The organism is Cellulomonas citrea, from assembly GCF_009829685.1.
In the GTDB taxonomy this organism is placed as follows: Bacteria; Actinomycetota; Actinomycetes; order Actinomycetales; family Cellulomonadaceae; genus Cellulomonas; species Cellulomonas citrea.
In genome coordinates, this window is the sequence record NZ_VWSD01000075.1 from 1 (window position 1) to 13,824 (window position 13,824).

Sequence of the window (13,824 nt, forward strand, 5' to 3'; positions counted from 1 at the left end):
GGCGACGCCGAAGGCCGTTCAACCAACTCAACCAAGACCGGTCACGCCGCATGTACGACAGCGGTTCCTGTTGCTCCAGTAGATCGCTCTTCCCCATTCCAGCACTCCCAAGGAAACTTGAGTCAAGGGTGCTCGACCCGACCACGGCGACCCGCGTCGTCGTCGGCCCGCTGCTCACCGCACGCGGCTGGGCGGTGCTCGGGGCGGACGGGCCCGGTGCCGGGTCGCAGGAGGAGGAGTGATGAACGAGCAGCAGGAGACCGAGCCGGCGGACCCGCGTCCGACGCGACGCACGGTGCTCAAGGCGATCGGGATCGGCGGTGGCGCGGTGCTGCTCGCCGGGACGGGGGTGGTGGGCGTGCGGTCGGTGCGCAACGGCGTGTGGGACGTGGGCGAGGGCGACCCGTGGGCGCTGTGGCGCGGCTGGCAGGACGTGCCGGGCACGGCCGCGCTGGCCGCCGCCGGTGTGCTCGCCGCCAACCCGCACAACCCGCAGCCGTGGAGCTGGGCGGTCGGCGACGGCGTCGTCGACCTGCACGACGACCCCACCCGGGCGATGCCGCTGGGCGACCCGGACGGGCGCGAACGCGTCGTCGGCTACGGCTGCGCGGTGCAGAACGTCGTCCAGGCCGCCCGTGCCCGGGGGCTGGACGCCCAGGTGCAGGCCTGGCCCGACCCCGCCGACCCGACCCACGTCGCACGCATCGCGCTCACCCCGGGACCGGCGCCCGACGAGGACGCACAGCGCCTCGCGGACGCGATCGCGACGCGGCACTCCAACCGCGGGCCGTACCGCGCCGACCCGGTGGACGCCGCGACCCTGGCCGCGCTCGCGGGTGGGGAGGACCTGGGTGCCTCGGTCGTGTGGGTCACCGACCCGGCCGCCCGCGCCACGCTCGGCGCGCTCTACGTCGAGGCGACCGAGGCGATCGTGGCCGACGAGCCCATGTCGGTCGAGGCGTTCTCCTGGTTCCGGGACGACCGGGCGCAGGTCGAGCGGTACCGCGACGGGCTCACCCTCGACTGCCAGGGCCTGAGCCCGTTCATGCTGGCGGCGGCCAAGATCCTGCCCGCGCAGTCACGTGCGGCCGGTGACGCGTTCTGGGTGAAGAGCACCCGCGAGGTGCACACCGCCACCGCCGCGGCCTACGGCGTCGTCGCGGTGCCCGACGTGCGTGCGGCGCGTGACCGGCTCGCCGGTGGACGGCTGCTGCAGCGCGTGCACCTGGCGGCCGAGGCGGCCGGGCTCGGGCTGCAGCACATGAACCAGATCGGCGAGCGCATCGACCGGGACCGGGCGCTGGGCGCGAGCGACCGGTTCGCCGACCGGTGGTCGCAGGTGCTCGGCCTGCCGGCCGGGCAGGCGCTCGTCTCGTTCCGGGTGGGGCACCCGGTGCGGGCGGCGAACCCCAGTCCGCGACGTGCGCTGGAGGCGGTCGGGGTCTGACGCGCGGCGCCCTCGCACCTGCGCCGTCGTCGTTCCCGCGCCGTCCGGGCCTCTGCCATGCTCCTCCCGTGGACCAGACGCAGTGGGACGAGCGGTACGGCGCACGTGAACCGGTGTGGAGCGGGCGGCCGAACGCCACCCTCGTCGCGCAGGTCACGGGCCTGACCCCGGGCCGCGCGCTCGAGGCGGCCGCCGGTGAGGGTGCGGACGCGATCTGGTTGGCCCAGCACGGCTGGCAGGTCACCGCGCTCGACTTCTCGGCCGTCGGCCTGGCCCGGGCCGCCGCCGCCGCGGCCGAGCGCGGGGTGGCCGACGCGATCAGCTGGGTGCACACCGACCTGCTCGACTGGACGAGCGAGGGGCCCGGGTTCGACCTGGTGACCTCGCACTACCTGCACCTGCCGAGCGAGCCGCGGCGCCGGGTCTACGCCGCGCTCGCCGCCGCCGTGGCCCCCGGCGGGCGGCTGCTCGTCGTCGGGCACCACCCGAGCGACCTCGAGGTCGGGGTGCAGCGCCCGCCCGACCCGGACCTTTTCTTCACCGCCGAGGAGGTCGCGGCCGACCTCGGTGCGGGCTGGGTCGTCGAGCAGGCGCTCGCCGCGCCCCGGACCGGCACGCACCGCGAGGGTCACGAGGTCACCATCCACGACGCGGTGCTGCTGGCCCGACGCGTCTGAGGGCCTCGGAGCCCGGGTGGCGCGACGGGCCGTCACCGCGCCCGACGTGCGGGACCGGTGCCCGACCCCAGGTCGCGGACTGGGCTTTCTTGGTAACCTGTCGATGATCCCTTGACGTTCCCGGCCCTCGTGCCGGCCGTCCTGGCCATGCCCGACCACCCGCCCCTCGACAGGACGGAGCCGGACCAGTGCTCGTGCTGCTGACCCTGCACCTGGTCGCGGCACTCGTCGCGCCCGGGCTCATCGGGCGGCTCGGCCGGCGCGGGTTCCTCGTGCTGGCCGCCGTGCCGGCGAGCGCCGCGGTCTGGGCGCTGACCTGGACCAGCCGGGTGCAGCACGGGCAGACGCCCGTCGAACGCGTGCAGTGGGTTCCCTCGCTCGGGCTCGAGCTCACGTTCCGGCTCGACACGCTCTCGTGGTTCATGACGCTCGTCGTCGCCGGCGTCGGCACGCTCGTGCTGCTCTACTGCGCCGCCTACTTCTCGGCCGGGGCCGCGGGGCTGGGCCGGTTCGGCGGGGTGTTCGTCGGCTTCGCCGGGGCCATGCTCGGCCTGGTCACGGCCGACGACCTCGTCCTGCTGTTCGTGTTCTGGGAGCTCACGACGGTGACGTCGTACCTGCTCATCGGGCACTACTCGGAGCGCAAGTCGTCCCGGCGCGCGGCCATGCAGGCGATCGTCGTCACCACCGCGGGCGGGCTCGCGATGCTCGTCGGGCTGCTGCTGCTCGGGCACGAGGCCGGCACCTGGCGGGTGTCCGAGCTCATCGCGCACCCGCCGGCCGCCGGGCCCGTCGTGGTCACCGCCGTCGCGCTCGTGCTGCTCGGGGCGCTCACCAAGTCGGCCATGATCCCGTTCCACTTCTGGCTGCCGGCGGCGATGGCCGCGCCGACACCGGTCTCGGCGTACCTGCACGCCGCCGCCATGGTGAAGGCCGGTGTGTACCTCGTGGCCCGGTTCGCCCCGGCGTTCTCGCCGCTGCCCGTCTGGCAGGCGATGGTGCTCGCTGCCGGTGGCGGCACGCTGCTGCTCGGCGGGTACCGGGCGCTGCGCCAGCACGACCTCAAGCTCGTGCTCGCCTTCGGCACCGTGAGCCAGCTCGGGCTCATCATCCTGCTCGTCGGGCTCGGCACCCGGGCCGCGGCGCTGGCCGGGCTGGCGATGCTCGGGGCGCACGCCATGTTCAAGGCCGCGCTGTTCCTCGTGGTCGGGGTGGTCGACGCCGCGACCGGCACGCGCGACCTGCGCCGGCTGTCCGGGGTGGGGCGCGAGCTGCCCGTCACCGCGGCCGTCGGTGCGCTGGCCGTGGCCTCGATGATCGGGCTGCCGCCGTTCGCCGGGTTCGTCGCCAAGGAGGCCGGGCTCGAGGCCCTCGCGCACGGCGGCACGCTGCGCGACACGGCGCTGCTCGTCGTCGTCGCGGTGGGCTCGGTGCTCACCGTCGCCTACGGCGCGCGGTTCTGGTGGGGCGCGTTCGCCACCAAACCCGCGGTGCTCGCACCCGCCGAGACGGTGCACCCCGACGGCGCCGCCACCAGCACCCCGCTCGCCGACGCCGACCCGGACGAGCGGCCCGCCGCGATCACGCACCCGTCGCTGTGGCTCGTCGCCCCGGCCGGGGTGCTGGCGCTGCTGGGCCTGGGCGTCGCGCTGCTGCCCACGCTCGGGGAGGACCTGCTCGGCCCCTACGCGCAGACCTACCCCACGGGTGCGCTCAGTCACCTCGTGCTGCTCCCCGGGGTCACCCCCACCGGGCTGCTCACGCTCGTCGTGCTGGTCTGCGGGTTCGGGCTGTTCGCGGCGCGGGCCACGGTCGAGCGGTGGCAGGCGGCCGCACCGCACCCGGTCTCGGCCGACCACGTCTACCGCCGCGGGATGCGCCGGCTCGACGACCTCGCCGCCGACGTCACCGCGCTCGTGCAACGCGGCTCGTTGCCGAACTACCTGGCGATCATCCTCGTCACCTTCGTCGTGGCCGTGGGCATCCCGCTGCTCACCTCGACCAGCCTGCCGACCCGGGTCCGGGCCTTCGACGAGCCCGGTCAGGTGGCGTTCGCGGTCATCGTCGCCGCCAGCGCCGTGCTGGTGGCCCGGGCCCGGCGCCGGCTCAAGGCGGCCATCCTGCTCGGCGTCGGCGGGTACGCGATCGCCGGGCTGTTCCTGCTCGGCGGCGCCCCCGACCTCGCGCTCACCCAGGTGCTCGTCGAGACGGTGACGCTCGTCGTGTTCGTGCTGGTGATGCGGCGGCTGCCGCCGTACTTCTCGGTGCGGCCGCTCGTCGCGTCCCGCTGGCTGCGGCTGGCACTAGGGGTCGCGGCCGGGCTCGTCGTCGCCGGGGTGGCGCTGGTCGCGCCCGCCGCGCGGGTGGCCGTGCCCATCGCGAGCGGGTTCGCCCACGAGGCCGTCACGTGGGGCGGCGGCACCAACGTGGTCAACGTGACCCTCGTCGACATCCGCGCCTGGGACACCGTCGGCGAGATCTCGGTGCTGCTCGTCGCGGCGACCGGAATCGCCTCGCTCGTCTTCGTGCACCGTCGCACCGGGGCGATCTTCCGCGAGCGCGAGGCACCCGAGGGCCGGGCCGTGTGGGGCGGCGACGACGACCCCACCGCCTCGCTGCGCCGGCCGTCCGACACGACGACCGCGCAGGTGCGGGCCACGACGGCGCGCGACCGGCTGTGGCTGCGGGCCGGGCGCACGCTGGCGCCCTACCGGCGGTCGGTCATCTTCGAGGTCGTCGTGCGCCTGGTGTTCCGCACGATGATCGTCTACTCGGTCTACCTCCTGTTCTCCGGGCACAACGCCCCCGGCGGCGGGTTCGCGGCCGGGCTCGTCACCGGGATCGCGCTCACCGTGCGCTACCTGGCCGGCGGTCGGTACGAGCTGGGCGAGGCCGCCCCGGTGCAGCCCGGTGCGCTGCTGGGGGCCGGGCTGTTCCTCGCGGCCGGCACCGGGATCGCCGGGATGCTCGCCGGACGGCCGGTGCTCACCTCCTGGGTGCTCACCTGGCACGCCCCGGTGCTCGGCGAGGTGCACCTGGTCACGAGCCTGTTCTTCGACGTCGGGGTGTACCTCGTCGTGGTCGGGCTCGTGCTCGACATCCTGCGCACCCTGGGCGCCGAGCTGGACCGGCGGGCCGAGGTCGGCGTCGACCCGCCGTTCGAGAAGGTCACCTCGGGGCGGTCCGATGACTGACACCGCACCCAACCTCACGCTCGTCGTCGTCATCGCCGTGCTCGTCGCCGCGGGGGTCTACCTGCTGCTCGAACGGTCGCTGTCGCGGATCGTGCTCGGCATCGTGCTGCTCGGCAACGCCGTCAACCTGCTGCTCCTGGTCGCGGGGGGTGCGGCCGGCAGCGCGCCCATCGTGGGCACCTCCGACCAGCCGATGAGCGACCCGCTGGCCCAGGCGATGGTGCTCACCGCGATCGTCATCACGTTGGGGCTCACCGCGTTCGTGCTCGCGCTGTCCTACCGCTCGTGGCAGCTGCACCGGCACGACGAGGTGCAGGACGACGTCGAGGACCGCCGCATCGCCCGCCTCGCCGCCCGGGACGCACCGTCGGTCGCCGGGTCGGACGTCGACTCCGACGACGGCGTGGACCTGGACGACGAGGCCCGCGAGACCCACGACGAGACCGACGAGGGCCGCCCGGCCCCGGTGCACGGGGAGGGGCCGCGATGACCTGGCTGGTCCCGCTGCCCGTGATCCTGCCGCTGTTCGGGGCGGGGCTCGCGCTCGCGCTCTACGGCCGCCCCAAGCTGCAGAAGACGGTGAGCGTCACCGTGCTCGCGCTCGTGCTGGCGGTGTCGGTCGCGCTGCTCGTGCTCGCCCGGTCCGGGCCGCTCGTCGTCGACGTGGGGGACTGGGCCGCACCGGTGGGCATCGTGCTCGTCGTCGACCGACTGTCCGCGCTCATGCTCACGGTGTCCTCGGCGGTCACGCTGTGCGTGCTGCTGTACTCCCAGGCGCAGGGCGACGACCAGGAGCACGCCCCGGTCTCGATCTACCACCCGACCTACCTCATCCTCACCGCCGGGGTGGCCGACGCGTTCATCTCCGGGGACCTGTTCAACATCTACGTCGGGTTCGAGATCCTGCTCGCGGCGTCCTACGTGCTGCTCACCCTGGGTGGCACGGCCGAGCGGATCCGGGCCGGGTCGGTGTACGTCGTCGTCGCGATCACGTCCTCGCTGCTGTTCCTCATCGGGATCGCGGTCACCTACGCCGCCACCGGGACCCTCAACCTTGCGCAGCTGTCGACCCGGCTGGCCGAGATCGACCCCGGGGTGCGGCTGGTCATCGCGATGCTGCTCATGCTCGCGTTCGGGATCAAGGCCGCCGTGTTCCCGCTGTCCTTCTGGCTGCCCGACTCCTACCCGACGGCGCCCGCCCCCGTCACCGCGGTGTTCGCCGGGCTGCTCACCAAGGTCGGCGTCTACGCGATGATCCGCACCCGCACCCTGCTGTTCCCGCAGGGTGAGCTGGACACCGTGCTGCTCGTGGTGGCGTTCGCGACGATGCTCGTCGGCATCCTGGGTGCCGTCGCGCAGGACGACATCAAGCGACTGCTCTCGTTCACGCTGGTCAGCCACATCGGGTTCATGGTGCTGGGCATCGGGCTGGGCACCCAGCTCGGCTGGGCCGCGGCGATCTACTACGTCGTGCACCACATCACGGTGCAGACCGCGCTGTTCCTCGTCGCGGGCCTCATCGAGCGGTACGGCGGGACGACGTCGCTCACCCGGCTCGGCGGTCTGGCGCGCACCGCGCCGCTGCTGGCCATCGCCTTCTTCCTGCCGGCGATGAACCTGGCGGGCATCCCGCCGCTGTCCGGGTTCCTCGGCAAGCTCGGCCTGCTGGAGGCGTCCGTGCAGGTGGGCTCCCCGCTGGCGTACACGCTCGTCGCCGGGTCCGTGCTCACCTCGCTGCTCACGCTGTACGCCCTGGTCAAGGCGTGGAACAAGGCGTTCTGGCAGCCGGCCCCGGCGCCGCTGCCGGCCCGTCGGGTGCCGGTCGGCATGGCGTTGCCGGCCGTGGCGCTCATCGTGGTGTCGCTGGGCCTGACGGTGGCCGCGGGCCCGCTCTACCGCTACACCGAGCAGGCGGCGGCCGACCTGTCGGAACGCACGCCCTACATCTCCTCGGTGCTGCCGGACGGGCACCGCGGCCGCGGGCAGTCGGCGTGGGCGGAGGGTCACGGATGAGACCGACAGGGGTGGTGCGGCACGTGCCGTGGTGGGAGGTCGCCTGGCTGACGGCCGTGTGGGTGCTGCTGTGGGGCGACGTGTCGGTCGGCAACGTACTCACCGGCGTCCTCCTCGGGGTGGTGGTCACCCTCGGGCTGCGGATGGCGCCGATCTCGTTCCACGGGCACGTGCGGCCGCTCGCGCTCGCCCGGCTGGTGGGGCGGTTCGCGCTCGACCTGGTGCGGGCCTCGTTCGAGGTGGCGGCCATCGCGCTGCGACCGGGCTACACCCCGCGGGGCGCGGTGATCGGCATCGAGCTGCGCTCGCACTCCGACCTCTACCTCACGCTCACCGCCGAGCTGTGCTCGCTCGTGCCCGGGTCGCTCGTCATCGAGGCGCACCGGCTCACCGGCACGCTCTACGTGCACGTGCTCGACGTGGCCTGGTCCGGCGGCGTCGAGGCGGCCCGCCGCCAGGTGCTCGACCAGGAGGAACGCGTGCTGCGGGCGCTGGCCTCGGACGACGAGCTGGCCGCCGCGGGTCTGCTCCCGGCGGGGGTGCGCCGATGAGCGTCGTCGTGTGGGTCTGCGCGGTGCTCATCGCCGTGGGTGCCGGTCTGGCGATCGTGCGGGCCGAGCGCGGTCCGTCGATGCTCGACCGGACGATCGCGCTCGACGTCGTGCTCACCGCCCTCATCGCGGCCGTCGCGCTGTACGCCGCGGCCGAGCGCCGGGCCGACGTCGTGCCGGTGCTCGTCGTGCTGTCGCTCGTGGGTTTCGTCGGCTCGGTGAGCATCGCCCGGTTCGCGGCCGTCGAGCCCGAGGGGGAGGGGCGCGTCCTCACCCGCGAGGAGGCCGCCGAGCAGAAGGCCGAGCAGGAGGCGGAACGGGCCGCCGCCGAGCTCGCCGAGGCCGGGCTGTGGGAGGACCAGGCCGAGGTCGACCTGCCCGAGGACCAGGCCGAGGTCGACCTGCCCGAGGAGCCGGCCGAGGTCGACCCGCCCGACGACCCGGCCCCCGACCAGCGCCCCGGTCCGGCCCCCGAGGAGACCCGATGACCAGCGCGACCTGGGTGACCATCGCCGACGTGGCCTCGCTCGTGCTCCTGCTCGGGGGCGCGTTCCTGGCGTTCGCCGCGGGTGTCGGCGTGCTGCGGTTCCCGGACCTGCTGTCCCGGATGCACGCCGGGACCAAGCCGCAGGTGCTCGGGCTCATCCTCGTGCTGGCCGGGCTCGCGCTGCGGCTGCGCTCGGGCGGTGCGGTGTGGGCGCTCGTGCTCGTCGTCGTGTTCCAGCTGCTCACGGCGCCCGTCGGGGCGCACATGGTGGGCCGCGCGGGCTACCGCACCGGCAAGGTGCGCGACGACCTGCTCGTGGTCGACGAGCTCACCCGCGACGCGGACGCCGCGACCGAGGAGGACTGACCGGCCCCGGTGTAGGAAGGTCCGGGGGGCGGGCATGACTCTGGAGAGCAAGCTGGCGGCGGTGGCGTACGCGCTGTGGTTCGTGGCGCTGCTGGTGGTCGTGGTGCGTGCGGGGCGGATCGGCCATGGTCGGGTCTGCTGGCTCGCCCGGTTCGCAGTGGCTGGAGCCGGCGTCGTCGGCGTGCTCGTGGTGTGGGCGATGACATGGAACCCGTCGGTGTACGTCGACGTCCACGGCGGGCGGGGGCAGTGCATCAGCGAACCTGCGGTGGCCTTCGGGGACGACTCGTCGCGGAACGGCGAGGACGCCTGCACCGTCCCGGTGAGGTTCCGCGCGCTCGAGCTGGGCGCCGCGGCTGCGGCGGTCACCGCCCTGGCGGTCGGGGGTCTGGCCGTGCTCTCGCGCCGGCGGGCAGCGGGGGAGGGCTGACCTGCGTCGTCCGCCGGCGTCGGTCTGCCGGGCGGCGGGTGGGCTCGGGGCTCGGACGGCGCTGCGGGCGCCAGGCCGGGGCGCGCGGGCTCAGGCGGCGGAGCGGCTGGCCTCGATGCGGGCGGCGACCTGGGTCGCACCGCGACCGGCGATCACCCGGGCGACGGCGACGAGCGCACCGGTGAGCGCCGCCGCGACCACGACCTCGGTGAACGCGATCCCGGCCTCCGGGTCCTCGGCGACCGGCGGCTTGTGGCCCCGGGCCGCCTGCCAGCCGGCGGAGACGATGCGCTGGGCGAGCGTCGCGGCGGCGATCGCGGCGACGGTGCCGATCACCTTGGCGGCGGTGGACTGCTTGACGGTGTCCGGCACGTGGTCCTCCTGCGAACGGGCTGTGCCTCCCACGCTAGTGCCCGCCCCGGACAGTCGCTGCGCCGGCGGCCGGCGCCCGGCGGGCGACGGGTGCGGAAACCGCAGCCGAACTCTGGTCAAACCGGACATCGTGCACTACGGTTTTCGTCGCTGCAGGTCCTCTCGGCAACTGTTTCGGCTGTGTGAACAGCCATTCACCACGGATCTCGTTCGTCCCACGGGGGAGTGCGCCATGAGCATCCAGTCCGACTCCAGCACGGCACCGATCGGCTATCCGGAGACTGCAGACAAGGGCCTCAAGGGCGGCGCCCTCGGGCTCGTCTCGTCCGTGGTGGTCGGCATGGCGTCCACGGCACCCGCCTACTCGTTGGCCGCCAGCCTCGGGTTCGTCGTCGCATCCGGCGGTGCGGTCCTCGCCGGGGTCAAGGCGCCCGCGATCATCCTCATCGCCTTCATCCCGATGTACTTCATCGCGGTCGCGTACGCCGAGCTCAACAAGTCCGAACCGGACTGCGGCACCACCTTCACCTGGGCCGCCCGGGCGTTCGGCCCGTGGGTCGGCTGGATGGGCGGCTGGGGCATCATCGCCGCCGACATCATCGTGATGGCGAACCTCGCGCAGATCGCCGGGTCCTACTCCTTCACGTTCCTCGGCGACCTCGGCTGGACCTCGGCCGCGGCGCTCGCGAGCTCGACGCTGTGGTCGACCGTCGCCGGCGTCGTGTGGATCGCCGTGATGACCTACATCTGCTACCGCGGCATCGAGGTCTCCGCCAAGCTCCAGTACGGGCTGCTCGGCGTCGAGGTGCTCGTGCTCGTCATCTTCGCCGTCACCGCGCTGGTCAAGGTCTACACCGGGCACGGCGAGCCCTACTCGCTGCACCCGTCGCTGTCCTGGTTCTGGCCCGGCGGCCTCGACTTCGGCACCGTGATGGCACCCGCGCTGCTCACCGCCGTGTTCATCTACTGGGGCTGGGACACCGCGGTGTCCACCAACGAGGAGGCCGACGACCCGGCCACGACGCCCGGCAAGGCCGCCGTGCTGTCGACCGTCCTGCTGCTCGTCACCTACGCGCTGGTCACCGTCGCCGCCGTCTCCTTCGCCGGGGTGGGCACCGAGGGGATCGGGCTGGGCAACGCCGAGAACTCCACCGACGTGTTCTCCGCGATCGGCCCTGCGTTGTTCGGCGACTCGCTGCTCGGCAAGCTCGGGCTGCTGCTGCTCTCGGCCTCGATCCTCACGTCGGCGTCGGCCAGCACCCAGACCACCATCCTGCCGACCGCCCGCACCGCGCTGTCGATGGGTGCCTACAAGGCGCTGCCGGCCTCGTTCACCAAGATCCACCCGAAGTTCCTCACCCCGACGGTGGCGACCGTGGCGATGGGTGTCGTCTCGGCGGTGTTCTACGTGCTGTTCACCCTGGTCAACGTGCGGCTGCTGAGCGCGCTCATCGGCTCCGTCGGCCTCATGATCGCCTTCTACTACGGGCTGTCCGGGTTCGCGTGCGTGTGGTTCTACCGCAAGACGTTCACCTCGAACCTGCGTGACTTCGTCATGCGCGGCGTGCTGCCGGGCCTGGGCGGCGTCATGCTGCTCGTCGGGTTCGTGTTCGCGCTCAAGAGCTACGCCGCGGTCGACTGGCTCACCGACGACGCCGGGAACAACGTGACGATCCTCGGCTTCGGGGCCGTCGCCGTCGTCGGGATCGCGGCCATCCTGCTGGGGCTCGTGCTCATGCTCGTGTGGCGGCTGCGGGCTCCGGCGTTCTTCCGCCCGGGCGAGCCGCTCGGGCGGCGCGGGCACCATGACCTCATCCTGGCCGGCATCCCCGCCGTCGACGAGACCGTGCGCCTCCCCGACTCCCGGCTCCCCGACCTGGTCATCGCCCCCGACCTGTCCAACCTGCCCGAGGGCGCCACGGCCATCGACGCCGAGACCGGCGAACCGGTGGAGCGCCCGAGGGACTGAGCACGCCCCCGTCGTTCGCCGACGGGCCGGGACGGGTGCCCGGTGGCGGTAGGCTCGTCGGCGAACGACAGGGGAGCGTCGGGACCCGGAGGTTCGGGCCCAGGACGCTGAGAGTGCGGGACAACCGCAGACCCTCGAACCTGATCCGGCTCGCACCGGCGTAGGGAGTCGGGCTTTCTCTCCCCGCGTGGCTCCGGCGCGCCCGGGGACACGCGGGACCCCTCCTTGTTGACGAAGGAGGAGCACCACCATGACCGCACCGTCCCTGCCCGCCCCGTCCGGGGCCGGCGACCTGCCGCCGTCCACCCGCCTCGGGCGCACCGTCGGCCGCCCGCCGCGACGGCGCCGACGCGGCCGCCCCGTGGCGCTGGCGGCCCTGGCCGTCCTCGCCCTGGCCGGCTGCTCGGCGATCGGCAGCACCCCCGCCGCCGCACCGTCGTCCTCGGGCGGCGGCAGCGTCACGCTCGTCACGCACGACTCGTTCGTGCTGCCCGACGGGATGCTCGCCGACTTCACCGCCCGCACCGGGATCACCGTCTCGGTGGTCCAGCAGGGCGACGCCGGTGCCCTGGTCAACCAGCTCGTGCTCACCAAGGACTCGCCGCTGGGCGATGCGGTGTTCGGCATCGACAACACCTTCGGCAGCCGCGCCCTCGACGAGGGCCTGGTCACCCCGGCCCACCTCACCGCCCCGGCGCTGGCCGACGCGACGAAGCACTCCCTGCCTGGGGACAGCGCCGGTGCGCTCACCGCGATCGACGACGGGGACGTGTGCCTCAACGTCGACCACGCCTGGTTCACGGCCAAGGGGCTGCCCGAGCCGGTGACGCTCCAGGACCTCACGAAGCCCGAGTACAAGGACCTGCTCGTCGTGCCCAGCCCGGTGACCAGCTCACCCGGCTTCGCCTTCCTGCTGGCGACCGTCGGGGCGTTCGGGCCCGACGGGTGGCAGGGGTACTGGAGCGCCCTCAAGGCCAACGGCCTGCAGGTCGCCAACGGCTGGACCGACGCCTACGAGACCGACTTCACCGCCGGCGGCGGCAACGGCTCGCGGCCGATCGTGCTCTCGTACTCCTCGTCCCCGCCGTCCACCGTCCCCGACGGCGGCAGCCAGCCGACGACGGGCGCCCTGCTGTCCACCTGCTTCCGGCAGACCGAGTACGCCGGGGTGCTCACCGGGGCCAAGAACCCCGAGGGTGCCGCCAAGCTCATCGACTTCCTGCTCTCCGACGAGGTGCAGGCCGCCATCCCGGACGCCATGTACATGTACCCGGTGAGCACCGCGGTCACGCTCCCCACCACGTGGGCGAGCTTCGCCCCGCTGGCCACCACGCCGTACGACGTCGACCCGGCCGCCATCGCCGCGAACCGCCAGACCTGGTTGCAGCAGTGGTCCGACCTGGTCACGGGCTGACCCCGGCCGTCACCGGACCCGGCGCAGGGGCGCCGTGGTCCGGTGCGGTCGTGCCGTCGGGCACCGGCCGGGCCGGGGTGTGGGCCGGGCGGGCGGCGTGGACGTTCGCCGCGGTGCTGCCGCTCGTGTTCCTCGGGGTGTTCTTCGCCTGGCCGGTGGTCGTCATGGTCGGGCGCGGGTTCGTGGTCGACGGGTCGCTCGACCTGTCGGGGTTCGCGCAGGTGTTCTCCCGGCCGCGCACCTGGCGGGTCGTCGGGCTCACGCTCGCCCAGGCCGCCGCCGCGACGGTGATCTGCGTGCTCGCGGGCGTGCCGGGTGCGTACACGCTCTACCGGCGGCCGGCGTTCCGCGGCCGGGGTGCGCTGCGGGCGTTCGTCACGGTGCCGTTCGTGCTTCCCACCGTCGTCGTCGGGGTGGCGTTCCGCACCCTGCTCGTGCCGGACGGACCGCTCGGGTTCCTCGGGCTGGACCACACGTTCACCGCCATCGTCGCGGCCCTGGTCTTCTTCAACTACTCGGTGGTGGTGCGCTCCGTCGGCGGCATGTGGGAGCGGCTGGACCCGCGGGCCGAGCAGGCCGCGCGGTCGCTGGGCGCCTCGCCGCTGCGGGCCTGGTGGACCGTGACGCTGCCCGCGCTCACGCCGGCCATCGCCTCGGCCGCCTCGCTGGTGTTCCTGTTCAGCGCGACGGCGTTCGGCACCGTGCTCGTGCTGGGCGGGCTGCAGTTCGGCACCATCGAGACCGAGATCTGGGTGCAGACCACCCAGTTCCTCGACCTGCGTGCCGCGGCGGTGCTCTCGGTCACCCAGCTCGTCGTCGTCGCCGGGGCACTGGCCGTCGCCGGCCGGGCGCGGGCGGCGCGGGAACGGGCGCTCACCCTCACCGAACCGGTGCGCGCCGGGGC

The 13,824-nt window shown here is 73.8% G+C and carries 13 protein-coding genes and 1 riboswitch; of the genes, 12 read left to right on the forward strand and 1 reads right to left on the reverse strand.

Going from position 1 to position 13,824, the window contains the following annotated elements:
- The first annotated feature begins 241 nt into the window (after positions 1–241).
- The 9 genes from F2B26_RS17220 (at position 242) to F2B26_RS09755 (ending at position 9,165) form a co-directional block, all read left to right on the forward strand.
- The gene (locus tag F2B26_RS17220) at positions 242–1,447 is read left to right on the forward strand and encodes an Acg family FMN-binding oxidoreductase (protein ID WP_201292682.1); all 1,206 of its coding nucleotides are present in this window, start codon (positions 242–244) and stop codon (positions 1,445–1,447) included.
- 68 nt (positions 1,448–1,515) lie between these two features.
- Complete coding sequence (locus F2B26_RS09720; RefSeq protein ID WP_159808799.1) at positions 1,516–2,124, forward strand: methyltransferase domain-containing protein; 609 nt, start codon at positions 1,516–1,518, stop codon at positions 2,122–2,124.
- Positions 2,125–2,312: 188 nt separating this feature from the next.
- Positions 2,313–5,318: a Na+/H+ antiporter subunit A gene (locus tag F2B26_RS09725; protein WP_159808801.1), complete on the forward strand. Its 3,006-nt coding sequence runs from the start codon at positions 2,313–2,315 to the stop codon at positions 5,316–5,318.
- Positions 5,311–5,808 carry a Na(+)/H(+) antiporter subunit C gene (locus F2B26_RS09730; RefSeq protein ID WP_159808803.1) on the forward strand — a complete coding sequence of 166 codons (498 nt, stop codon included), beginning with the start codon at positions 5,311–5,313 and terminating at the stop codon, positions 5,806–5,808. The genes F2B26_RS09725 and F2B26_RS09730 overlap by 8 nt, the downstream gene beginning before the upstream one ends.
- Positions 5,805–7,331: a Na+/H+ antiporter subunit D gene (locus F2B26_RS09735; protein ID WP_159808805.1), complete on the forward strand. Its 1,527-nt coding sequence runs from the start codon at positions 5,805–5,807 to the stop codon at positions 7,329–7,331. The genes F2B26_RS09730 and F2B26_RS09735 overlap by 4 nt, the downstream gene beginning before the upstream one ends.
- Positions 7,328–7,882, forward strand: coding sequence for a Na+/H+ antiporter subunit E (locus F2B26_RS09740; protein WP_159808807.1), 555 nt, complete (start codon positions 7,328–7,330; stop codon positions 7,880–7,882). The genes F2B26_RS09735 and F2B26_RS09740 overlap by 4 nt, the downstream gene beginning before the upstream one ends.
- Complete coding sequence (locus F2B26_RS09745; protein ID WP_159808809.1) at positions 7,879–8,370, forward strand: MrpF/PhaF family protein; 492 nt, start codon at positions 7,879–7,881, stop codon at positions 8,368–8,370. The genes F2B26_RS09740 and F2B26_RS09745 overlap by 4 nt, the downstream gene beginning before the upstream one ends.
- The gene (gene mnhG, locus F2B26_RS09750) at positions 8,367–8,735 is read left to right on the forward strand and encodes a monovalent cation/H(+) antiporter subunit G (protein WP_159808811.1); all 369 of its coding nucleotides are present in this window, start codon (positions 8,367–8,369) and stop codon (positions 8,733–8,735) included. Before F2B26_RS09745 ends, mnhG begins: the two co-directional genes overlap by 4 nt.
- A gap of 34 nt (positions 8,736–8,769) precedes the next feature.
- Positions 8,770–9,165, forward strand: coding sequence for a hypothetical protein (locus F2B26_RS09755; protein WP_159808813.1), 396 nt, complete (start codon positions 8,770–8,772; stop codon positions 9,163–9,165).
- A 90-nt stretch (positions 9,166–9,255) separates the two neighbouring features.
- On the opposite strand, the gene F2B26_RS09760 is transcribed toward F2B26_RS09755, so the two are convergent.
- Positions 9,256–9,537, reverse strand: a complete 282-nt coding sequence (locus tag F2B26_RS09760; RefSeq protein WP_235929590.1) for a DUF4235 domain-containing protein — start codon at positions 9,535–9,537, stop codon at positions 9,256–9,258.
- 232 nt (positions 9,538–9,769) lie between these two features.
- Here F2B26_RS09760 and F2B26_RS09765 point away from each other — a divergent pair, with 232 nt between their 5' ends.
- From F2B26_RS09765 to F2B26_RS09775, 3 genes are all read left to right on the forward strand, one after another.
- The gene (locus F2B26_RS09765; protein ID WP_159808816.1) at positions 9,770–11,506 is read left to right on the forward strand and encodes an APC family permease; all 1,737 of its coding nucleotides are present in this window, start codon (positions 9,770–9,772) and stop codon (positions 11,504–11,506) included.
- A gap of 59 nt (positions 11,507–11,565) precedes the next feature.
- Positions 11,566–11,690: riboswitch (TPP riboswitch) on the forward strand.
- A 66-nt stretch (positions 11,691–11,756) separates the two neighbouring features.
- A complete protein-coding gene (locus F2B26_RS09770) occupies positions 11,757–12,920 on the forward strand; it encodes a thiamine ABC transporter substrate-binding protein (RefSeq protein ID WP_159808818.1) in 1,164 nt (387 codons plus the stop codon).
- A 50-nt stretch (positions 12,921–12,970) separates the two neighbouring features.
- Positions 12,971–13,824, forward strand: an 854-nt coding sequence (locus tag F2B26_RS09775; RefSeq protein ID WP_438939189.1) for an ABC transporter permease, incomplete at its 3' end; no start/stop codon positions are given.